The organism is Vulcanococcus sp. CPBay_Sum15L08_68 (assembly GCF_017855895.1).
Taxonomy (GTDB): Bacteria; Cyanobacteriota; Cyanobacteriia; order PCC-6307; family Cyanobiaceae; genus Vulcanococcus.
This window is the reverse complement of record NZ_JAFMFX010000031.1, coordinates 1-20203: the sequence shown is the minus strand read 5'-3', so window position 1 is coordinate 20203 and position 20203 is coordinate 1. Positions and strand designations below refer to the sequence as shown.

Sequence of the window (20203 nt, the reverse complement as noted above, 5' to 3'; positions counted from 1 at the left end):
TCGCCGCTTCACAGCCGGCATGACCGCCGCCCACGACGATCACGTCGAAGTGTTCAATCGGGGCGAAGTCAGCGGACACCATCCTTCGACGCTACGGCGCCGCCAGGTTGCGGAAACGGGTGAATTGCGGCTCAAACAGCAGCTTGACCGTGCCCACCGGCCCGTTGCGGTGCTTGGTCACGATGATCTCGGTGATGCCGCGATCGGGGGTGTCGGGGTTGTAGTACTCGTCCCGGTAGATCATCAGCACCAGGTCGGCGTCCTGCTCGATCGAGCCCGATTCCCGCAGGTCGCTGAGCATCGGCCGCTTGTTGGTGCGTGATTCCACGCCACGGCTGAGCTGGGAGAGGGCGATCACCGGCACGTTCAGCTCCCGGGCCATTTGTTTGAGGCCCCGGGTGATCCGCGAGAGCTCCTGGACCCGGTTATCGGATCCGCTTCCTTCCATCAGTTGCAGGTAGTCGATGATCACGACCCCGAGCTCCTTGCCGCTCTCGGCCATCAGCCGGCGGCAGAGGGAGCGCATCTCCAGCACGCCGGCATTCGGCTTGTCGTCGATGTAGATCGGCATCTGCCCCAGGGTGCTGATGCCCTGGCCCAGCAGGGGCCATTCCTCCGGCTGCAGCCGACCGGTGCGCAGACGACCGCTTTCGATGCCCACCTCCATCGCCAGCAGTCGATAGGTGAGCTGCTCCTTGCTCATCTCCAGGGAGAAGACGCAGACCGGCAGGTTGTGGAGCTGGGCCACGTTCTTGGCCAGGTTCAGCGTGATGGCGGTTTTGCCCATGGCGGGGCGGCCGGCCACGATGATCAGGTCGCTGCGCTGCAGCCCCTGGGTCATGGCATCGAGGTCGTAGAAGTTGACCGGGATGCCGGCCACGGCCGTCCCCAGGGAGCGGCTTTCGATCTCGTTAAAGGTGGCCGTCAGGATTTCCGCCGTTGGGGTGAGGCCAACGCTGGGCTTTTCCTGGCTGATGGCAAAGATCTTCTGCTCGGCCTCATCCAGCACCTGCTCCATGGGCTTGCCCTGATCGAAGCCCAGCTGAATCACCTCGTTGCCGGAGCGGATCAGCTGACGGCGCAGGAACTTGTCCATCACCAGGCGTGCCACCTGGTCGATGGAGGCGGTCGAGAGGGTGCGCTCCACCAGCTCCACCAGCCGGCCGCTGCCCCCCACCTTCTCCAGGGCTCCGGTGTCCGCCAGCCAGGCGGTCATTGCCGTGAGGTCCGTGGGTTTGCCCTGGCCATGGAGCATCAGGGCGGTGCGATAGATCTCCCGGTGGGCGGAGAGATAGAAGGCCTCCGGCTGCAGCACATCGGCGACGCGGCCGATGGCATCGGGGTCCAGCAGGATCCCGCCCAGCACGGCTTCCTCGGCCTCGAGGTTTTGGGGGGGCACGCCATCGGGCATCGCCTCGAAGCGTTCGTCCTCCCGCGGTCTGCCCCGGGGCGCCGCGCGACCGCCGCCGCCCTCATCGGCGTCGCTTTGGCTCAGGGGAACGCTCACCATTGCTTTGGCCGGGGCTTCAACGAAAAAGCCGCCAGTCCCGTTGGGGCCTGACGGCGAAGGGGTTGCTCATTGTGGCGGGAACCGATCGGTTCGCCCAGACCACGCTGAACGGTTCTTAGTGGCTGACCACTTCGAGGTTGATCTCGGCGGTGACGGCGCTGTGGAGCTTGACCTGCACCTTGTAGGTGCCGGTGCGGTGGATTTCGGGGACGATGATGTCGCGGCGGTCCACTTCCTTCTTGGTGGCGGCCTCGATGGCCTCGGCCACGTCGGCGTTGGTCACGGTGCCGAACAGCACGTCATCGCCACCGGTCTGCTTCTTGACGGTGAAGCGGCCGATGGTGTCGAGGGCGGTGCGGAAGTCCAGGGCTTCCTGCTTGAGGGCAGCCTGACGCTCAGCTTCCTTGGCGCGGCGGTGCTCCACCTGCTTCAGGACCGCGGGGGTCAGGGGAACAGCCTTGCCTTGGGGCAGGAGGAAGTTGCGGGCATAACCGGGGGCAACGTCCACCAGGTCACCGTTCTTGCCCAGGCTCAGGACGTCCTCGCTGAGGACTACGGATACACGCTTAGCCATGGGGATGCAGTCGAACGATCATCGAATTTGGCGATTGATCAGACTACGCCACCACTTGCGGCCTGTGCTAGCAGCGGCCTAGGCAGGCGCACCTGGGTGGCGAGTCCCAGCCGTTGCAGCAGCCGGATGTGCATCCAGGTGAGGTCCGGTTCGCGCCAGCCCCAGCCGTGGCGCGCTGAGTGGGGGTAGGCGTGGTGGGTGTTGTGCCAGCCCTCGCCGAAGGTCAGGGCGGCCACCCAGGGGTTGTTGCGGGAGCCGTCGCCGCTGTCGTGCCGGATGTAGCCCCAGCGGTGGGTGGCGGAGTTCACCAGCCAGGTGCAGTGGTAGACGACCACCAGGCGGAGGGGAATGCCCCAGAGCACCAGGGCCCAGCCGCCGGCGCCGCTGACCGTGCCAATCCAGAAGAGCAGTCCCGCCAGGGGCAGCTGCAGCGCCAGAAACCAGCGGTTCAGCCAGCGGTAGTAGGGGTCCTTGGCCAGGTCCCCCGTGAACTGGGGCACGGCCTGCTCAGCGGGGATATCCCGGAACATCCAGCCCATGTGGCTCCACCAGAAGCCCTGGTGGCTGTTGTGGTGATCTGAATCCGTATCCGAAAACTTGTGGTGGTGGCGGTGCAGGCCCACCCAGTCAATGGGGCCGTGCTGGCAGCTCAGGGCGCCGCAGGTGGCGAAGAAGCGCTCCAGCCAGTGGGGCAGCCGCAGAGCCCGGTGGGAGAGCAGTCGGTGGTAGCCGATGGTGACCCCCAGGCAGGCCGTGACCCAATAGAGGATGGCCAGGGTGCTGGCGGCTTCCCAGCTCCAGAAGCGTGGCAGGAGGGCGACGAGGCCCAGGCCATGCAGGGCGGCCATGAAGCCGATCACTCCCCAGTTGCGGGGGAGCTGGTTGATGGGCGTTTGGGCGTGGTTGGCCCAGACGCTGCTGCGGCTGATGGTGGCAGTCATCTCCCTCCTCCCGATACGGACGCGATGTTCTCGCTAAAATGGTAGCAGTACGGATCCGTATCGGGTGAATTATCGGGACGAACTCGAAGCAGGTCGCGACGCGTTTGGGCATCTGATCAAGGTGTGGCACGAGCGGAACGGCTGGAGCCAAAGGGTTTTGCCCGCCCTGGCGGAGCGCCTGGAGCTCGGCCGTGTCCACAATTCCCAGCTCTCCAACCTGCGTAACCGCAAGTTGACCTCCCCCGGGCCGGAGCTGTTTGTGGCCCTGGGCCGGATCAATGAATTGCTGGCGGCCCAGGGCCCGGCTGGACTCTCGCCAGAACTCGAGCAGCAGATCAGCGATCAGCCGGAGTTGCTCGCGGCCCTGCAGTCCTCGGCGCTGCCCCTGTTGAGTGATTCCGATGAGGCCTTGGGCCCAGCCCAGCTCTTCGAGATCTTTGTCGGCCTGCGCCAGCCGCCGGGGGCCTTTGACCTGCGCATTGATGTCGCCGAGGCGGCGGGCTTGAGTGCCGCCTTGGCGGAGCTGTTGACCGCTGGCCGTCCCTGGCGGCTGTGCAGAGAGCAATTGATCGCGGCCTACCCCGGGGAGAAGCGACAGAGACGGGAGCGCTTCGCTGAAGTGATGGCCGGCCAGCGGGAATACAGCGCCGAGGAGTTGGATGCCGAGCTGGCGGACCTGCGCCGGACCCTGGCGGTGCTGGGGGCGGCGGATGAGCAGGAGCTCAGCGCCGATCAATTTTTGGATCTCCTACGCCAAAAAGCCCGACTGCTGGAGCAGCCGGGCCAAGGGGAGGAGGAGTCCGATCTGGCGGAGGCGATCCGCCGTCAGTTGCAGGCTTAGCCGCTGTAGCGGGCTTCGCGCACCCGCTTCGCCCAGCCCAGCTTGCGCAGCAGCTTGATGTGCTGCCAGGTGATGTCGAACTCGAACCAGCGCAGGCCATGACGGGCGCTGGAGGGGTGAGCGTGGTGGTTGTTGTGCCAGCCCTCGCCAAAGCTCAGGATCGCCACCCACCAGCAGTTGCGGGAGAGATCCGGGCAGTCGAAGTTGCGATAGCCGAAGGCGTGGGTGGCGGAATTCACCAGCCAGGTCACGTGATAGACGATCACCAGGCGCAGGGGAATCGCCCAGAGCACCAGACCGAGGCCGCCGCCATGGACTTGGGCCGCTTCGCCGTACCAATACAGGGCTGCACCCAGGGGGATCTGGAGCAGGAGGAACCAGCGATCCAGCCAGCGGTAGAGCGGATCCTGGAGCATGTCGCCGGTGAAGCGGTGGATCTCCTTGATCGCTGGGATCTCGTGGAGCATCCAGTCGCTGTGGGCCCACCACAGGCCGCGGGCGGCGTCGTGGTGGTCGTTCGGTTGGTCGGAGAACTTGTGGTGGTGGCGGTGGAGGCCGACCCACTCGATCGGACCGCTCTGGCAGGCCAGCGTGCCCATGACCACCAGCACCCGCTCCACCCACTTCGGAGCAACAAAGCTGCGGTGGGCCACCAGGCGGTGCAGGCCCAGGGTGACGCCGATGACGGTGGTCCAGTACAGGACTGCGAGCACGGCAACGCCTTGCCAGCTCCAGTACTGGGGCAGCAGCGCAAAGACAGCACCAACGTGGATCGCCAGCATGAAGCCGGTGGTCCCTGACTTGTATTTCCTCTGACTACGGGGAAGTTGTGCACGGGGCACCACCAGGGCGGCGCGCATCCGAGCCTCTTGGGCGGCGGTATACCCATTGGATCCGCTGGCTTGGTCCGCCCCCTCGCGCTGAGAAGGGTGGGCCGCCGCAGCGGTGTCGGGGGCTTGGACCAAGATGAACTCCTTGAAGGGGCGCAGGCGTCGGGTCGCTGTGGTGCTCCAGCAAGGGAGCCTGCGCACCAATGGCCTGGGATGTCAGTCGGCTGTAGCCAAGACATCAGTTTGAAAAATCTAGACGGCTGGCCCACCGTCACGCGGGAGCAGCATGGGTTCACCTGTGGATGGCCATGACCTCTCCTCACCAGGCCTGGGCTGCTGATCAGTTGGCCGTTGCCCTGGAGCGCACGGCGCCGGTGGCCCAGGAGCGTCGGGCGGGCATCAAGCCCCGGTTGCAGCGGGTGCTCGACGCCTTTGCGGCCGAGCGACTGGGGGTGCACCATTTCGCCTCCGTCAGCGGCTATGGCCATGGGGACCTGGGCAGGGAGGTGCTCGACCGGGTCTTTGCCCGGGTGCTGCAGGCCGAGGCCGCCGCGGTGCGCCTGCAATTTGTGAGCGGCACCCATGCCATCGCCGCTGCCCTCTATGGGGTGTTGCGGCCCGGTGATCGGCTCTTGGCCCTGACGGGGCGTCCCTACGACACCTTGGAAGAGGTGATCGGCATCCGGGGCGAGGGGCAGGGGTCCCTGGCGGAGTTCGGGGTGGCCTACGACGAGCTGGATCTCCTTCCCGATGGGAGCGTCGATGAGGCGGGAATCGCTGGGGCACTGGCTGTGCCCACCCGCATGGTCCTGATCCAGCGCAGCTGCGGCTACAGCTGGCGCCCGTCCTTGACCGTGGCGCAGATCGCTCGATTGGTGGAGCGGGTCAAGGCGGTTCAGCCCGGCTGCCTGGTGTTCGTCGACAACTGCTACGGCGAGCTCGTTGAGCTGCAGGAGCCCACGGCCGTCGGAGCGGACCTGATGGCGGGCTCCTTGATCAAGAACCTCGGCGGCACGATTGCTCCGACGGGCGGCTACGTCGCCGGGCGCGAGGAGCTGGTGGAGCAGGCCTGCTGCCGGCTGACCGCCCCGGGCATCGGTAGTGAAGGGGGAACAGGCTTTGACCTGCATCGCCTGCTCTTCCAAGGACTGTTTTTGGCGCCGCAGATGGTGACCGAGGCGCTGCTCTGCGCTGAGTTGACCGCAGCGGTGTTTGACGGCTTGGGCTACGCGGTCAAGCCCCTGGTGGGAGGGGTGCGCAGCGATGTGATTCAGGCGGTGCGCCTGGGGTCCCCCGAACCGCTGAAGGCCGTCTGCCGCGCTTTTCAGACCTGTTCCCCCGTGGGCTCCTACCTCGATCCGATCCCAGCACCGATGCCCGGCTACGCCAGTGAGTTGGTGATGGCGGGCGGGACCTTTATCGATGGCAGCACCAGTGAGTTCTCCGCCGATGGCCCCCTGCGGGAGCCCTACGTCCTCTATGCCCAGGGCGGCACCACCCAGGCCCATGCGGAGCTCGCCTTGGAGCGGGCCCTGCTGGCGTTAGCTGAATCCCATTACAAGGGTGGCCCTGGGAACAGCCGCGCCTCGGCAAATTCGACAAACTGAGAGCCACTTTTGCTGCGGCGCGGCCCATGGGTCTGCACTATCCCGATGACTGCCGCTATTCCGACAGTCACGAGTACGTGAAGTCCGAAGGGGAGCTGGTGCGCGTCGGCATCAGCGCCTTTGCGGTCGATCAGCTGGGGGACATCGTCTTTGTGGAGTTGCCCGAGGTGGGGGACAGCCTCAGCCAGGGCTCCAGCTTCGGTTCGGTGGAGTCGGTGAAGGCCGTGGAGGACATGCTCTCCCCGATCGATGGCACCGTGGAGGCCCGCAATGAGGCGGTCCTGGCGAGCCCCGAGGAGCTGCAGAACGACCCCTATGGCGAGGGTTGGTTGCTGTTGGTGCGTCCGAGCGCTCCGGCCCAGATCGAGGCTCTGATGGATGCCGCGAGCTACGGCGCCAAGGTCGACGGTCACTGATGGAGTTGAGCGCCTTCGTTCAGCGCCACATCGGGCCCACGCCCGCTGAGCAGCAGTCGATGCTGCGGGATCTCGGCCTGCCTGACCTGGAGGCCTTGGTGCGCCAGGTGGTCCCCGAGCCGATTCGTCTGGAGCCTGCCCAGGCCCTGGAGGGTTTGCCGGCGGGTTGCCAGGAGTCCCAGGCCCTAGCCGAACTGCAGCAGATTGCGGCGGCGAACGAGGTCCGCCGTTCCCTGATTGGCCTGGGGTACTACGGCTGCATCACCCCGGCGCTGATTCAGCGCCATGTCTTTGAAAACCCCGCCTGGTACACCGCTTACACCCCCTACCAAGCGGAAATCAGCCAGGGGCGCCTTGAGGCACTCCTGAATTTCCAGACCCTGATCAGCGAGCTCACCGGCCTGCCGATCGCCAACGCCTCGTTGCTGGATGAGGCCACGGCGGCGGCGGAGGCCATGGCCCTGAGCCTGGGGGCTTGCCGCAACCGCAAGGCGCGCCGATTCCTGGTGGATGAGGCGGTCTTCCCGCAGACCTGGGCGGTCCTGGAGACCCGGGCGGAACCGCTGGAGCTCGAACTGGAGCGGGTCAATCCCCAGGAACTCCTGGAGCGGCCCGAGGCGTTCAGCGACGCCTTTGGTCTGCTGCTGCAGCTGCCGGGGACCTCGGGAGCGCTCTGGCACCCGGGTGAAGTGATCGCCGCTGCCCGGGCCGCAGGCGTGATCGTGACGGCGGCTGTGGATCCCTTGGCCCAGGTGCTGATGGCACCGGTGGCCGAGCTCGGTGTGGAGATTGCCGTCGGAAGCACCCAGCGGCTGGGCATTCCCTTGGGCTTTGGCGGCCCCCATGCGGCGTTCTTTGCCACGACTCCTACCCACCAGCGCAAGATTCCAGGCCGTTTGGTCGGTCAATCGGTCGATGCCGAGGGGCATCCGGCGTTGCGCCTGGCGCTGCAGACCCGTGAGCAGCACATCCGCCGCGACAAGGCCACCAGCAACATCTGCACCGCCCAAGTGCTGCTGGCGGTGATGGCCAGCTTCTACGCGGTGCACCACGGCCCCGATGGCCTGACGGCGATCGCCCGGCGTCTGGTGCTGCTGCGGGAACTCTTGCGGCGTGGCCTCGAAGCCCTGGGCTATCCCCCCGAGGCGGCCCCGGGCCTCGACACCCTGCGGGTGCACTGCCCGGATGCGGCGGACGTGATCGCGCGGGCGGCGGCGGCGGGCTTCAACCTGCGGCCTGAGGCCGACGGGTTTGCCATCAGCCTCGATGAGCTGAGCGACCTCGAGGAGCTGCAGCGCCTGCTCTCCGCCCTGGCGGCCCTGCCGCAACGGGCCCCGGATCTGGCCCAACTCGAGCACGCCCTGTTGCAGGAGAGCCAGGGACAGCCGATTGAGGAGCGCCTCTGGGGAACCCTGGTGCCCCGTCGCTCGCGCCCATGGCTGCAGCAGCCGGTCTTCCATCGCTACCGCAGCGAGACGGAGTTGCTCCGCTACATCCAGCGGCTCGTCTCCAAGGACTTCTCCTTGGTCCACGGGATGATCCCGCTGGGGAGCTGCACGATGAAGCTCAACGCAGCGGCAGAGCTGCTGCCGGTCAGCTGGCCAGGGTTTGCGGGTCTGCATCCCTTCGCGCCGGCGCACCAGAGCGCGGGCTATCGCCGTTTGGTGGCGGACCTCGAGCATTGGTTGTCGGCGATCACGGGCTTCGCCGGGGTGTCCCTGCAGCCCAACGCCGGCTCCCAGGGGGAATACGCCGGCCTACTGGTGATTCGCGCCTATCACCGCAGCCGCGGCGACCAGCAGCGCCGGATCTGCCTGATCCCCACCAGTGCCCATGGGACGAACCCCGCCAGCGCCGTCATGGCTGGTTTGACGGTGGTGGCCGTGGCCTGCGACGACCAGGGGAACATCGACCGGGCGGATCTGCAGGCCAAGGTCGAAACCCACAAGGACGAGCTGGCGGCCCTGATGGTCACCTACCCCTCCACCCATGGCGTCTTTGAGGAGGGCATCCGTGAGATCTGCGCCTTGGTGCATCAGCACGGCGGACAGGTGTATCTCGATGGCGCCAACCTCAATGCCCAGGTGGGCCTGGCGAAGCCCGGGATCTATGGAGCGGATGTCTGCCACCTGAACCTCCACAAGACCTTCTGCATCCCCCACGGCGGCGGCGGTCCGGGGGTGGGGCCGATCGCTGTGGCCTCCCACCTGTTGCCCTTCCTGCCGGGTCATCCGTCTGCGGAGGCCTGTGGGGGTGATCAGGCCATCGGACCGGTGAGTGCGGCCCCCTGGGGCAGCGCCAGCATTCTTCCGATCAGCTGGATGTACATCCGGATGATGGGCGGCGCGGGCCTGCGCCAGGCCAGTGCCGTTTCCCTCCTGGCCGCCAATTGGTTGGCCCATCAACTGGAGGATCACTTCCCGGTGCTTTATCGCGGCCAATCCGGACGGGTGGCCCATGAATGCATCTTTGATTTGCGGCCGCTCAAGCGCAGTGCCGGATTGGAGGTTGATGATCTCGCCAAGCGCCTGATGGACTACGGCTTCCATGCCCCGACGGTCAGTTGGCCGGTGGCGGGAACGGTGATGGTGGAGCCCACCGAAAGCGAGGGTTTGGCGGAGCTGCAGCGCTTCTGTGATGCGATGGCCGCCATCCGCGCAGAGGCTGCAGCGATTGAGTCCGGGGCGATGGATCCTGAGAACAATCCCCTCAAACGTGCGCCGCATACGTTGTCAGCGGTGACGGCGGATGTTTGGGATCGTCCCTATAGCCGTCAGCAGGCGGCCTACCCCCAGGGAGAGGCGCAGCAGCAGGGCAAGCTTTGGCCGGCGGTGGCTCGCATTGATAACGCCTTCGGTGATCGCAACCTGGTCTGCACCTGCCCATCGGTTGAGGAAATGGCCGTTTCCACCTCAACAGCAGCTTGATTAGGGTTTAAATTCTTTGGCAAAGGGAAAAGTGCAGAATTTCTTTCTGCATCGTCCCTTGATTTCCTCTCAAAATCTGCTGCAACTGCAGTCATCGCTGTAGTCCAGGGGGCCCATGAGCGACGAGACCAAAACAACGACCCTCGAAGATCAGCCGGCAGTGAAGTTGCCTTCTCTGCAGGGCAGCCTCCATCAAGCAGCCGTGACCGGTCAGACCCTGCGGGTCGAGGGCACCAACGTTGTGCGGGTTCCCTTCGGTGTTCGCCGCCCGCGCCGCACCCGTCCTGCCCGCCCTGAGCATTGGGCCACCGTGGTACTGCCGTTCCAGGCTGGTGGTTCTACCCCGCCCCCGCCGCAGGCCGCCTAACTGGGGTTCTGGTCAAGGCGCCAGTCGATCAGCGCCTTGACGTCTTCCACTGAACTGGCTGGGGCCCGGAAGGGCAGCAGCTTCATGGGGCTGCGTTCGGGCCTGACCATCCAAGAGAGATCCTTCTGGGGGATCAGTACGAAGCCGCGATAGCGAACAATCCAGCGCTGAGAAGTCGGACTGGCCTTGGGCAGAGCTCCCATCCAGCGGCAGTGGCGTCAGATCTTCATTTCAGCCCTTGTCTGGCTGAGCCCCCCTGAATTCAGGTTTTCTTCCGCTGCAGATCACGAGATCTTGCAGGGCGCTCAGTAGTTGGCGCCGCTGCGGCGTTGGTGAACGGCGGTGGTGGCCTCCGCATCCAGCAGTGCTCCGGATCCCACCTGGGCATAGATCAGCCAGTGGTCGCCGCATTCCATGCGCTGTTTGACGCTGCAGTCGAGCCAGGCCAGGGCCTCGGGAAGGATCGGTTGACCGCCAGGGCTCTGCTCGAGCTCCAGGCCTGCGAAACGATCGGCCCCCGGGGCAAAGGGCTGCAGGAATTGCTTCATCGGTCCGCTCTCGCGGCCGGAGGCCAGGACGTTGAGGGCGAAGGAATCACCGACGTGCAGCAGGGCCTCCACGGCCCGGTCCTTGGCGACGGCCACCGTCAGGCCCGGCGGGCTAAAGCTCGCCTGGCTGACCCAGCTGGCCACCATGGCGCCGCTGAGTTGACTTTCGCCAGCGCCCTTGCGCGTCGTCAGGACGCAGAGGGATCCCACGACGCGGCCCAGGGCGAGGACGGCCGGGTTGCTGCGGCTTTCGCTGAGGCCACCACTGGTGGAGCTGCGGCGTTGGGCCTTGCGTTGCGCTGTGATCAGGCTGCGGCCCAGGCCCGTTCCGGTTTCCTCCAGGGTCTTGATCGTGGCCGCATCGGGACTGAACTTCACCCGCACCGGCTCAAAGGCGAAGCTGAAGCCGCCGTCGCGCAACTTGCTCTCCAGCAGATCGATGGCTTCACCGCTCCAGCCGAAGCTGCCGAAGACCCCAACCGGCTTGGAGCGATCACCCTCTGCCAGCACCGTGCCGAGGGCGGAGACGATCGGCGTTGGGGCATGGCCGCCGAGGGTGGGGGAGCCGATCAGCAGGGCATCGCAACTGCGGATGGTCTCCAGCAGTTTTTCGGCTGGGGTGAATTCGCAGTTGACGCTCTCGACCCGCACGCCGGTGCGGGAGACCCCTTGGGCCAGGGCGTCGGCGATGGCGGCGGTGTTGCCGTAGGCGCTGGCAAAGAGCAGCGCCACCGAGAGGCTGGAGCGCTCCTGGGATTCGCCCCAACGGCGGTAGTCCACCAGCAGGCTGCGCCAGCTTTCGGCGATGGCTGGGCCGTGTCCCGGGGCGATGCAGCGAATGGAGAGCTCATCGATGCGGTTGAGCACCGCTTCCACCTGCCGGGCCATCGGGGCCATCAGGCAGTCATAGAAGTAGCGGCGGTCTTCTTCGGTGCTGCTGCGGTTGGCTTCGGCCCACTCCTGGCTGCAGAGGTGCGCCGAGAAGAACTTGCCGCTCATCAGCAGGCCGGTGGTCTCCTCGAAGGCCATCAGCGCCCCGGGCCAGCGCGGGGTCGGCGCAGAGAGCAGGTTGATCCTGTAGCCGTCCGCGCGCTCAAGGCTGTCCTCACCGCGGACCACGGTCAGGGGCGGCAGCTCCGGCAGGGCGGGCGCTTCCTGTTCTGTGGGTTTGCGCTGGGCCCAGAGGTCCTGCAGCAACTTGGCGCCAGGGTTGGAGGCGATCAGCCGCAGCTTCTGCCAGCGGCGGGCCAGCTCGTGCAGCAGGGCAATCCGGTTGGGGTTGACGTGGCTGACGACCACCTGGAGCTCGCTGTCGCCAGGAACCAGCTCCGCCAGTTGCTCCAGGTAGGGCTCGGCGAAGGAGGCACCGGGGGGGTGGACCAGCAGGGCTGAGGTGTCGCTGCTGGGGAGGAAGAGGAAGCTGTTGGCGCTGGTGCCCCGCTCCAGGCCGTACTCGACCTCAAAGCGCAGGCGCTTGGGGCTGAGGCCCCGCAGGCAGACCAGGCCGGGTTCGATCGGCAGCTGAATGACCTGCCGTTCTGCAGTGGCGCCGGCCATCAGTAGTGGTTCCCCACTTTGCGGTGGTGAACGGCCGTGCGTGCCTCGGTGTCAGAGACGTTGCCCTGCTCGACCTCGCCGTAGATGATCCAGTGGTCTGGGCCCTCCATCCGCTGGCTGACGCGGCAGCCGAGGAAGGCCAGGGCATCGCCCAGGACCGGGCCGCCGTTGGCGACGCCATCGAGGGTGTTGACCCCGGCAAAGCGATCGGCACCCGGCGGGAAGCGCTTGAGGAAGTGCCGCATCAGGTCCTGGTAGTTGTCCTCCCGCAGGATGTTCAGCACGAAGCGATCACCCACCTGCAGCAGCGCTTCGATGGCGCGGTCCTTGGCCACGGCCACGGTGATGCCGGGGGGATCAAAGCTGGCCTGGCTGACCCAGCTGGCCACCATCGCTGAGGCCCGCTCGTCCTGGCGTGCGGTCACCACATAGAGGCCGCCAGAGAGGCGCCCGAGGGCCTTGTCCAGGTCGCCATCGAGGGACTTCATCGCGGCGATGGTCTTGGCCCGGGTCAGCAGTTGACCGAGGTCCGTGCCGGCTTCTTCGCAGCGCTGGTAGTCGTTGCCATCGGGAACCTGGCGCACCCGCAGGGGCTCGAAGGCTTCCTTCTGGCCCATGCTGCGCAGCTGCGTGGCAACAGCATCAATCGGTTCGTCGTTGCCGCCGTAGGCGTCGTAGCTGCCGATCCACTGCTTGGGTTTGAGGGCCGCCAGCAGGGTGCCGATGGAGGCCTGCAGCTCCGGGTCGGGGTTGGCCGGCCAGGTGGGAACCACAACGGCGCTGGCCTCGCCGATCAGGGCGCTGAGTTCCTGGGCGTCGGTGGCCCGCAGGTCCACCAGTTGCACCTGGGCTTCCGCCTTGCCGATGCCCCGGGCGATGGCCTGGCTGAGGCGGTCGCAGAAGCCGTATTGGCTCAGGTAACAGACGGCGGCGTAGGCCTCGCCTTTGCTGCGGTCGCTGCTCCAGTCCTTGTAGTCCCCCATCCAGAGGTTGAGGTGGTGGCGCAGCAGCGGTCCGTGCCCGGTGGCGATGGTGTTGATGGTGCCCTCGAGGCCATCCATGCGCTTCATGGCCTGGAGGACGCTGCGGGCGTTGGGGCCCATCAGGCAGTCGTAATAGAAGCGGAAGTCGGGAGCGAGGGCGCCGGGGTCCACATCGAAGGTGTCCTCGGAGCAGTAGTGCATGCCGAAGGCATCGCAGGTGTAGAGGATCCCGGTGCCGTGGTCGAAGGAAAAGATCGTGTCTGGCCAGTGCAGGTTGGGGGCACTGAGGAACTCGAAGCGGTGCTGAATGCCGCTCTCGGGGTTGGTGCCCAGGTCCAGCTCCTCGCCGCTTTTGACGGCGCGGCTCTTGAAGGGGCGATGCACCTGGTTCTCGAGGAACTGGATGGCGACCTTCGAACCCACGACCTCGATGTCCGGGTTGAGATCGATGACATGGCCCACCAGGCCGGAGTGGTCCGGTTCGGTGTGGCTGACGATCAGCACGTCGATGGCCTTGGGATCGATTTGCTCCTTGAGGAGCTCGAGCCAGATCCCTTCGAACTTGAGGTGGCTGGTGTCGATCAGGGCGGTGCGCTCACCGCGCACCAGAAAGCTGTTGTAGGTGGTGCCGTTGCGCAGGCCGAACTCAATGTCGAAGCGGCTGCGGTCCCAGTCCAGGGAGCGGATGGTGCTGGTGTCCTTGGCGATGGCCTCGCACTGCAGGCTGAGCCGGGGCGTGCTTGCAACGACAGCCATGGGATCACCAGGGGGGCAGGTGAACTCTACGGAGCTTCTCTGGAGAGCTGGCTGATCGAGCCGTCCCCGCCAGTCAGAAAAAAGCCCTGGCTTGCGGCCAGGGCTGGGTCCCGTCTCTCTCTGGTTGGTGTGATCGTTCTGGTCGCCTAGCCCTCCACCTTCACCGAGACGGTGGTCATGGTTTGGGCCTTCGGCGCGGTGACCAGCAGCAGGCCATCGCGGTAGTGGGCTTCGAGGCCCTCCCGGTCGATGCCGGAGGGGAAGCGGAAGCTGCGGCTCCAGGTGCCGTAGCGGAATTCGCTCAGGAGCGGCGCTTGGGCATCGGCGGCCTCCTCGGGGGCGAGGCGCTCGGCGCTGATGACGAGGGTGCGATCGGTGGCTTTGACATCGATCGAGTCGCGCTTCACGCCCGGCAGTTCCAGGGTGATGGCGAAGCCAGCCTCGGTTTCACGCACTTCGGCGGCGGGCACGCGCTCGGCGGTGTGCAGTTGCTGCTCGAGTTGTTCGAACAGATCAAAGGGTGATTGGCGCAGGGTCAGCATGGCTGTTCCTCCAAGACTTGACTGGGCGGGGTGATGACCCGCAACGCCAATGTGGCTCCGCTGAATGACAACCAAGAGGGCGCAAACCGACCCTTTCAGTACGGCCCTCACCCCTCGGGTTCGGTTGCTACACCTTGGTTTTCGTAGGAGCCGAACCGCCCCTTAGAGCCACCACCAGTCGCTGAAGGCCGCGGCTTGACCGCAGGGTCGCCCATCGGGGTCCTGGAGGCTCCAGAGCCGGGCGTTCTGGATCTGAAAGCGCCGGCCGCTGCTGCTGATGCGGATGCCGCTGTACCCCTCGATCGCTTGCTGGTTCAAGGCCTGCTGCAGCGCCAGCGCCCGGCTTTGGCGCTCCTGCGGTTCAGCGGTGAGCCGCGAGGGCATGCCGACCATGGCGCTCCAGGGGCGCTCCCAGAGCTGCAGGGCTGCGGCATTGGCGTAGGTCAGGCAGGGGTCGCTGCTGCCGTCATGGGCCAGGACGACGAGATCCGCCGAGAAGAGCTCCTGGGCCGACGCTGCCAGGGGCCGACCAAAGGCCTGTTGGTGGGAGTTCAGTAGTTGCTCGGCCAGTTGGCGTTTGCCGGGGGTAAGCCAGGGGGCCGGCGCCTGCTCGAGTTGTTGTCGCTGATCGCTCAGGGACACCTCAGTCCTCTTGCTTGCTGCCGGCAGCCATGGCGGTGGCCATGGCCGTGGCGCTGAAGCTGGCGCCCTGGGCCTTGAGGTGCTCGACGAATTGCTTGCCGGCCTCCGGGAAGCGGCCGTCCTCCGCCAGGGGGATGGCTCCGGCTTCATCCAGGCCGGTGTCCCCCTCCATGGCCGGGGTGATGACCACCAGGCCGGGGTCGAGGGCGGCTCCGTAGCGCCACCAGCGTTTGGGCTCGCGGATGGAGATGGGCGCGGGGTGCAGTTGGGGCGCGTTGGCCTGCTCTGCGTCGGGGTTGGCCTTGGCCTCCTTGGCTTTCTTGGCCAGCAGGGCCCGGCGCTTGACCGCCAGGTCGCTGAGCAGCTGGGCGCGGGTGCGGCCCCGCAGCTGGAAGAGGACGAAGGGGTCTTCGCTGAAGCGCTCCCCCATCAGGTAGTAGACGGCGCTGACGTGCTTGCAGGGGTTGACCTTGTCGGGGCAGGTGCACTCGCTGCGCACCTCCTGCAACTTGAAGGGAAAGAGCCGCTTGCCGCTGGCGGCGAAGGCGCGCTCGATGTCCTGGGGCATGACCCCGGCCAGCAGCTGGGCGGACCAGCGGGCCTTTTGCCCGAGGGCCTCGAGGACGTAGTTCCAGTCCTCATCGTTGAGGACATCCAGCCAGAGCTTCACCTTGTAGGGGTCCTCGCCGCTGCCCTGCACCCGGGCGTGCACCCGGCGCCCCTCGAAGCGAATGGAGAGGACATTGCCCTCGCGGGCGTAGGCCCAGGCCCGCTCCAGGCGTTTCTTGAAGCGGTAGCCGTTGATCAGCTCCATCCACTGCTCAACCCACCAGGGCTGCTGGCTCAGGCCCTCATCGCCGAGCTGGGTGGTGATGCCGTTGCTGGAGAGGGTCATGGGATCAGTCCTCGCTGAGGGTGACGAGTTCTTTGAGTTGGCTCACATCCATGCCGCCGAGCCAATCCTCACCGGAGCCAACGATGTCTTCGGCGAGTTTGGACTTCTCCTTGATCATGCGATCGATGCGCTCTTCGACGGAGCCACTGGTGATGAACTTGTGCACCATCACCCGGTTCTGCTGGCCGATCCGGTAGGCGCGGTCCGTGGCCTGGTTCTCCACGGCGGGGTTCCACCAGCGGTCGATGTGGAAGACGTGGCTGGCCCGGGTCAGGTTCAGGCCGACGCCGCCGGCCTTGAGGGACAGCAGGAACAGTTGCGGACCGCGGGGGTCGTCCTGGAAGCGGTCGACCATGGCCTGGCGTTCGGTCTTGCTGGTGCTGCCGTAGAGGAAGGGCACCTCCTGGCGCCACTTGTGCTCCAGGTGGGCCTTGAGCAGATGGCCCCATTCGGCGAACTGGGTGAAGAGCAGGGCCCGATCGCCCGCTTCCATCACTTCCTCGAGGATTTCCTCCAGCCGCTGCACCTTGGCGCTGCGGGCGGCGAACTCCTTGAAGAAGCTGGCATCGGCGTCGGCTGGGTCCTGCTTGAGGGCCAGGGCCGGGTGGTTGCAGATCTGCTTGAGCTTGGTGAGCAGCGCCAGCACCTGACCGTGTTTCTGGCCGAGGGGCGACCGGGCGATGGCATCGAGGCTCTCGTCCACGGTCTTGGAGTAGAGCTTCTTCTGCTCGGGGGCCAGGCCCACCCATTCGCTCAGTTCCACCTTCTCGGGCAGGTCGGAAATGATCGATTTGTCGGTCTTCAGGCGGCGCAGGATGAAGGGGCCGACGCGGCCCTTGAGGTCCCGCAGCGAGGACATGTCGCCGTAGCGCTCGATCGGCATCCGGTAGCGCTGGCGGAAGAAGGGCTCATCGCCGAGCACCTTGGGATTGAGGAAGTCCATCAGGGCCCAGAGCTCGCTCACCCGGTTCTCCACCGGTGTGCCGGTCAGGGCGATGCGGAAGCGGGGACCCTTGCCGGGGCGCCCCATGTCCCGCGCCGCCATGGACTGCTTGGCGGCGTGGTTCTTGATCGCCTGGGCTTCATCGATCACGACCCCCTGCCAATCGACCTTGTCCAGCAGTTCGCTGTCCCGTTGCAGCAGGCCGTAGGTGGTCAGCACCAGGTCCACACCCTTCAGCGCTTTTTTCAGGGCCTCGGGGCTGGAGGGGCGGCGGGGTCCGTAGTGCTCGTTGACCGTCAGATCCGGGGTGAAGGCCGCGGCTTCCCGCTTCCAGTTGGTCAGCACCGAGGTGGGAGCGACCAGGAGCACCGGGCGTTTGAGCTCCTCTTCGGCCTTGAGGTGCTGCAGGAAGGCCAAGAGCTGGATCGTTTTGCCCAGACCCATGTCGTCGGCCAGGCAGGCGCCCTGATCGAAGCGATGCAGGAAGGCCAGCCAGCCCAGACCGCGCTCCTGATAGGGCCGCAGTTGTCCGGCGAACCCAGGGGGCGCAGGCAGGGGATCGGGGGCTTTCTGCTGGTGGTACTGCTCCAGCACCGCCTGCAGGCGGGGCCCGGCCGTGAAGGCATGGACCGGCAAGCGCGAGAGGGTCTCCCCTTCATTGCCCGTGATCCGCAGGGCGTCATCGAGGCTGAAGGGGGGCTCAGCGGAGCAGAACTTCTCGGCGTTCTTGAGGTCCAGGGGCCGCAGTTCGATCCAGGCCCCCTTGTGCTGCACCAGCGGGCTGCGCTTGGCCGAGAGCTTCTCGAGGTCCTTCAGGTTCAACGTGACCCCGCCGATCATGAATTCCCAGCGCCACTCCAGGGTTTCCCCGAGGGTGAAGCCGCGGGACTTCTCGGGCAGCTCGGCGGTGATGGCCAGGCCCAGGCGGCTGGCCAGACCACCGGAGAGGCTCGCGGGGAGCACCACCCCGACGCCCACATCCCGCAGGCGGGCCGCGGCGGTCCGCACCAGGACGAAGGCCTCCGCGGGGGTGAGCTGCATCGCCTCGGGGGTGGCGGCATCCAGGCCCCGCTCCAGCGGCTCAAAGGCCAAGAGGGCGCGGCCCAGACCCTCCAGCAGGAGCGCTCCAGGCTGCTCCAATTGGATCTCACCCAGGGCCAGGTTGCTGTCGCCAGCGGCCCAGACCAGCCCAGCGGGCACCCGCAGGCTGGGGTCGGCTTCCGCCTGGAGGCCGAATTTCAGTTCCCAGAGTTCCTCCCCTTCCGGCGGGGTGAACAGCTCCAGGCAGGCCCGGGCGGGAGCCACCTTGCCGGCGACGGTCTCGCGCCAGTGGTTGCTGGCGCCGCCGAGGCGCTCTTGCTCTTCCTCATCGAGCTTGAGTTTCCCGTCGCGGCTGGCCAGGCCCTCTTCCCAGGCCGCCAGGAGCGGATCGAGGCCGGCGGCACCGGGTTGGAAGGCTTCGCGTAGCTGGCCGTCCACCAATTTTTCGACGATGCTCGCCACGAGCAGTCGGTTCGAGCGGGGACGGCCGCAGGCCAACTGGGGATCTGGGCTGGAGGCCGCCACCACCTGGGGCATGCGCAAGGCCAGCTCTTCGAGCCGGCGTCGGTCGTCCTCACGGTTCAGCAGGGGGCGCCAGCTGGCCTTGCCATCCGCGCTCTCGGGCAGCCAGCGGCCCCGGGCGATCAGGCTGAGGCACCAGCGCTGGACGTGGCACCACCAGAGCAGGTCATCACCCAGTCCGGCCTCGTAGGCCCCCGAGAGGGGCAGTTGATTGAGCCAGGCGGCAGCGGGGCCCGGTTTGAGGAACCAGCCCTCGACTTGCCAGGGCCACCAGCTCAGATCCTTCGGCAGCGGTTCGCCTGATTGCAGCGGCAGGCCGCTCCAGGCACTGGATTCGCTGCTCTTTTGTCCTTTGCTCAGTTGCTGCCGGCTCGGCAGGGTCAGGGTGACGGTGGCCTGGCGCAGGTCCTCGGACCAGAAGTTGTTCTCGTCCAGCCAGGTGGCCAGATCGTCGAGATCCAGGCTGAGGGGGTGGAACGGTGCCTCAGCCGCCGGACTGAGCGGTTCGGCCACGCGCCAGGTGTCCGCCCAGATCAACAGGCCGGCTGTGGGCGCCTTGCCTTTGGCGAAGCTCCCCGCCGGAACGACGGGCAGCCAGGTGGCATGCAGCAGGCTCATGGAGGCGGGGCCTGGGGATCAGGGGCGCCGCTGGATCGGTTCAACCCGAGTCACGACAAGTCGCGATAGGGCCATCGATCCGTGCAACACCAGCGCGGCGCCGATCAGCGGCAACCAAGCACGAATGAACCCCATCATCACAGTTGGAGCGACCTGAGCCAAGCTCTGGGGCCAAGGTTCCTCCAGCGGCCAGGGCAAAAGGGCCGGAAGGCCCAGGCTGTGGATGCCGCAGACGGCCCCCACCAGGCCCGCCTGCAGGTGGCCGTCATCGGGGTCCACCCGCTGCAGGTGGAAGGCCAGGAGGCCATAGAAAAAGCCGCAGCCCCCGGCCCTGAGGGCTGACTCCAGTCCCAGGGGCAGGCCCAGGGTCAGTGCGCTGAAACCCGCACCGAGGGCCCAGGCGATGGAGCGCAGCCGCAGTTCGGCCCGGCTGTGCTCAGCGGTGGCGGGGGAGGCGGCGCTCATGCTGCGCGATCATGCCCGGTTCAGGCTCGTTTTGCTTCGCCATGGCCGCCGCTCCCCGCACTGGTGCTGAGATCCGTGCGGCCTTTCTCGACTTCTACGAGCAGCGGGGCCACAAGCCGATGGCCAGTGCCTCCCTGGTGCCGGAGGACCCGACGGTTCTGCTGACCATCGCCGGGATGCTGCCGTTTAAGCCGGTCTTCCTGGGGCAGCAGCCCCGCCCGTCGGCCCGTGCGACCAGCAGCCAGAAGTGCATTCGCACCAACGACATCGAAAACGTGGGCCGCACGGCCCGGCACCACACGTTCTTCGAGATGCTCGGGAACTTCTCCTTTGGTGACTACTTCAAGGAGCAAGCGATCCAGTGGGCCTGGGAGCTGAGCACCACGGTCTTCGGCATCAGCCCCAAGAACCTGGTGGTCAGCGTCTTCCGTGAGGACGACGAAGCCGAGGCGATCTGGCGCGATGTGGTGGGGGTGAACCCCAAGCGGATCATCCGCATGGATGAGGCCGACAACTTCTGGGCCTCGGGCCCCACGGGCCCCTGCGGTCCCTGCTCGGAGATCTATTACGACTTCAAGCCCGAACTGGGCGATGAGGGCATCGACCTCGAGGACGACAGCCGCTTCATCGAGTTCTACAACTTGGTGTTCATGCAGTACAACCGCGACGCGGAGGGCA

The 20203-nt window shown here is 66.6% G+C and carries 18 protein-coding genes; 6 read left to right on the top strand and 12 right to left on the bottom strand.

Annotated elements, in window-relative coordinates; all coding sequences use genetic code 11:
- Positions 1–91 precede the first annotated feature (91 nt).
- The 3 genes from dnaB to QZ189_RS06695 form a co-directional block, all read right to left on the bottom strand.
- The gene (gene dnaB / locus QZ189_RS06705; protein ID WP_010313598.1) at positions 92–1510 is read right to left on the bottom strand and encodes a replicative DNA helicase; all 1419 of its coding nucleotides are present in this window, start codon (positions 1508–1510) and stop codon (positions 92–94) included.
- A 115-nt stretch (positions 1511–1625) separates the two neighbouring features.
- Positions 1626–2084: a 50S ribosomal protein L9 gene (rplI, locus tag QZ189_RS06700; RefSeq protein ID WP_010313595.1), complete on the bottom strand. Its 459-nt coding sequence runs from the start codon at positions 2082–2084 to the stop codon at positions 1626–1628.
- Between the two features lie 38 nt (positions 2085–2122).
- A complete protein-coding gene (locus QZ189_RS06695) occupies positions 2123–3025 on the bottom strand; it encodes a fatty acid desaturase (RefSeq protein WP_247476747.1) in 903 nt (300 codons plus the stop codon).
- Between the two features lie 64 nt (positions 3026–3089).
- On the opposite strand from QZ189_RS06695, the gene QZ189_RS06690 reads away from it, so the two are divergent.
- On the top strand, positions 3090–3866 hold the full coding sequence (locus tag QZ189_RS06690; RefSeq protein WP_247476748.1) for a hypothetical protein: 777 nt from the start codon (positions 3090–3092) through the stop codon (positions 3864–3866).
- Here QZ189_RS06690 and QZ189_RS06685 read toward each other — a convergent pair.
- Positions 3863–4726 (bottom strand): fatty acid desaturase, encoded by an 864-nt coding sequence (locus tag QZ189_RS06685; protein ID WP_050778407.1) that lies wholly within the window; start codon positions 4724–4726, stop codon positions 3863–3865. The genes QZ189_RS06690 and QZ189_RS06685 overlap by 4 nt on opposite strands.
- 272 nt (positions 4727–4998) lie before the next feature.
- Here QZ189_RS06685 and QZ189_RS06680 point away from each other — a divergent pair, with 272 nt between their 5' ends.
- From QZ189_RS06680 to QZ189_RS06665, 4 genes are all read left to right on the top strand, one after another.
- Positions 4999–6303, top strand: a complete 1305-nt coding sequence (locus QZ189_RS06680; protein ID WP_296416137.1) for a methionine gamma-lyase family protein — start codon at positions 4999–5001, stop codon at positions 6301–6303.
- 26 nt (positions 6304–6329) lie between these two features.
- Positions 6330–6719 (top strand): glycine cleavage system protein GcvH, encoded by a 390-nt coding sequence (gene gcvH / locus QZ189_RS06675; protein WP_010313585.1) that lies wholly within the window; start codon positions 6330–6332, stop codon positions 6717–6719.
- Complete coding sequence (gene gcvP, locus QZ189_RS06670; RefSeq protein WP_296421375.1) at positions 6719–9646, top strand: aminomethyl-transferring glycine dehydrogenase; 2928 nt, start codon at positions 6719–6721, stop codon at positions 9644–9646. Before gcvH ends, gcvP begins: the two co-directional genes overlap by 1 nt.
- 115 nt (positions 9647–9761) lie before the next feature.
- Positions 9762–10013 carry a hypothetical protein gene (locus tag QZ189_RS06665; RefSeq protein ID WP_010313581.1) on the top strand — a complete coding sequence of 84 codons (252 nt, stop codon included), beginning with the start codon at positions 9762–9764 and terminating at the stop codon, positions 10011–10013.
- Here the strand turns inward: QZ189_RS06665 and QZ189_RS06660 are convergent.
- The 8 genes from QZ189_RS06660 to QZ189_RS06625 all read right to left on the bottom strand — a co-directional run bounded on the left by QZ189_RS06660 (position 10010) and on the right by QZ189_RS06625 (position 19525).
- Positions 10010–10216, bottom strand: coding sequence for a hypothetical protein (locus tag QZ189_RS06660; protein WP_010313579.1), 207 nt, complete (start codon positions 10214–10216; stop codon positions 10010–10012). The two genes, QZ189_RS06665 and QZ189_RS06660, sit on opposite strands and share 4 nt — an antisense overlap.
- Positions 10217–10318: 102 nt before the next feature.
- A complete protein-coding gene (locus QZ189_RS06655) occupies positions 10319–12118 on the bottom strand; it encodes a diflavin flavoprotein (protein ID WP_296421374.1) in 1800 nt (599 codons plus the stop codon).
- On the bottom strand, positions 12118–13857 hold the full coding sequence (locus QZ189_RS06650) for a diflavin flavoprotein (protein WP_296421373.1): 1740 nt from the start codon (positions 13855–13857) through the stop codon (positions 12118–12120). The genes QZ189_RS06655 and QZ189_RS06650 overlap by 1 nt, the downstream gene beginning before the upstream one ends.
- Before the next feature lie 146 nt (positions 13858–14003).
- The gene (locus tag QZ189_RS06645) at positions 14004–14399 is read right to left on the bottom strand and encodes an Hsp20/alpha crystallin family protein (RefSeq protein ID WP_185186733.1); all 396 of its coding nucleotides are present in this window, start codon (positions 14397–14399) and stop codon (positions 14004–14006) included.
- 162 nt (positions 14400–14561) lie between these two features.
- On the bottom strand, positions 14562–15041 hold the full coding sequence (locus QZ189_RS06640; protein WP_296421372.1) for an MEKHLA domain-containing protein: 480 nt from the start codon (positions 15039–15041) through the stop codon (positions 14562–14564).
- A gap of 1 nt (position 15042) precedes the next feature.
- Positions 15043–15936, bottom strand: a complete 894-nt coding sequence (locus QZ189_RS06635) for an SWIM zinc finger family protein (RefSeq protein ID WP_296421371.1) — start codon at positions 15934–15936, stop codon at positions 15043–15045.
- Positions 15937–15940: 4 nt separating this feature from the next.
- Entirely contained in the window at positions 15941–19060 is a 3120-nt protein-coding gene (locus tag QZ189_RS06630; RefSeq protein ID WP_296421370.1) for a DEAD/DEAH box helicase, read from the bottom strand.
- 18 nt (positions 19061–19078) lie between these two features.
- Positions 19079–19525 carry a hypothetical protein gene (locus QZ189_RS06625; protein ID WP_010313558.1) on the bottom strand — a complete coding sequence of 149 codons (447 nt, stop codon included), beginning with the start codon at positions 19523–19525 and terminating at the stop codon, positions 19079–19081.
- 11 nt (positions 19526–19536) lie between these two features.
- Here QZ189_RS06625 and QZ189_RS06620 point away from each other — a divergent pair.
- Positions 19537–20203: alanine--tRNA ligase-related protein (locus tag QZ189_RS06620; RefSeq protein WP_296421369.1), on the top strand; the 667-nt coding region annotated here is incomplete at its 3' end.

What these genes read in the sequence shown, in the direction of transcription:
- rplI (WP_010313595.1), bottom strand. Translation starts at nt 2,084, where the DNA reads ATGGCTAAGCGTGTATCCGTAGTCCTCAGCGAGGACGTCCTGAGCCTG.
- QZ189_RS06695 (WP_247476747.1), bottom strand. Translation starts at nt 3,025, where the DNA reads ATGACTGCCACCATCAGCCGCAGCAGCGTCTGGGCCAACCACGCCCAA.
- QZ189_RS06655 (WP_296421374.1), bottom strand. Translation starts at nt 12,118, where the DNA reads ATGGCCGGCGCCACTGCAGAACGGCAGGTCATTCAGCTGCCGATCGAA.
- QZ189_RS06645 (WP_185186733.1), bottom strand. Translation starts at nt 14,399, where the DNA reads ATGCTGACCCTGCGCCAATCACCCTTTGATCTGTTCGAACAACTCGAG.
- QZ189_RS06625 (WP_010313558.1), bottom strand. Translation starts at nt 19,525, where the DNA reads ATGAGCGCCGCCTCCCCCGCCACCGCTGAGCACAGCCGGGCCGAACTG.
- QZ189_RS06650 (WP_296421373.1), bottom strand. Translation starts at nt 13,857, where the DNA reads ATGGCTGTCGTTGCAAGCACGCCCCGGCTCAGCCTGCAGTGCGAGGCC.
- QZ189_RS06680 (WP_296416137.1), top strand. Translation starts at nt 4,999, where the DNA reads ATGGCCATGACCTCTCCTCACCAGGCCTGGGCTGCTGATCAGTTGGCC.
- QZ189_RS06660 (WP_010313579.1), bottom strand. Translation starts at nt 10,216, where the DNA reads ATGGGAGCTCTGCCCAAGGCCAGTCCGACTTCTCAGCGCTGGATTGTT.
- QZ189_RS06685 (WP_050778407.1), bottom strand. Translation starts at nt 4,726, where the DNA reads ATGCGCGCCGCCCTGGTGGTGCCCCGTGCACAACTTCCCCGTAGTCAG.
- gcvH (WP_010313585.1), top strand. Translation starts at nt 6,330, where the DNA reads ATGGGTCTGCACTATCCCGATGACTGCCGCTATTCCGACAGTCACGAG.
- gcvP (WP_296421375.1), top strand. Translation starts at nt 6,719, where the DNA reads ATGGAGTTGAGCGCCTTCGTTCAGCGCCACATCGGGCCCACGCCCGCT.
- dnaB (WP_010313598.1), bottom strand. Translation starts at nt 1,510, where the DNA reads ATGGTGAGCGTTCCCCTGAGCCAAAGCGACGCCGATGAGGGCGGCGGC.
- QZ189_RS06635 (WP_296421371.1), bottom strand. Translation starts at nt 15,936, where the DNA reads ATGACCCTCTCCAGCAACGGCATCACCACCCAGCTCGGCGATGAGGGC.
- QZ189_RS06665 (WP_010313581.1), top strand. Translation starts at nt 9,762, where the DNA reads ATGAGCGACGAGACCAAAACAACGACCCTCGAAGATCAGCCGGCAGTG.
- QZ189_RS06630 (WP_296421370.1), bottom strand. Translation starts at nt 19,060, where the DNA reads ATGAGCCTGCTGCATGCCACCTGGCTGCCCGTCGTTCCGGCGGGGAGC.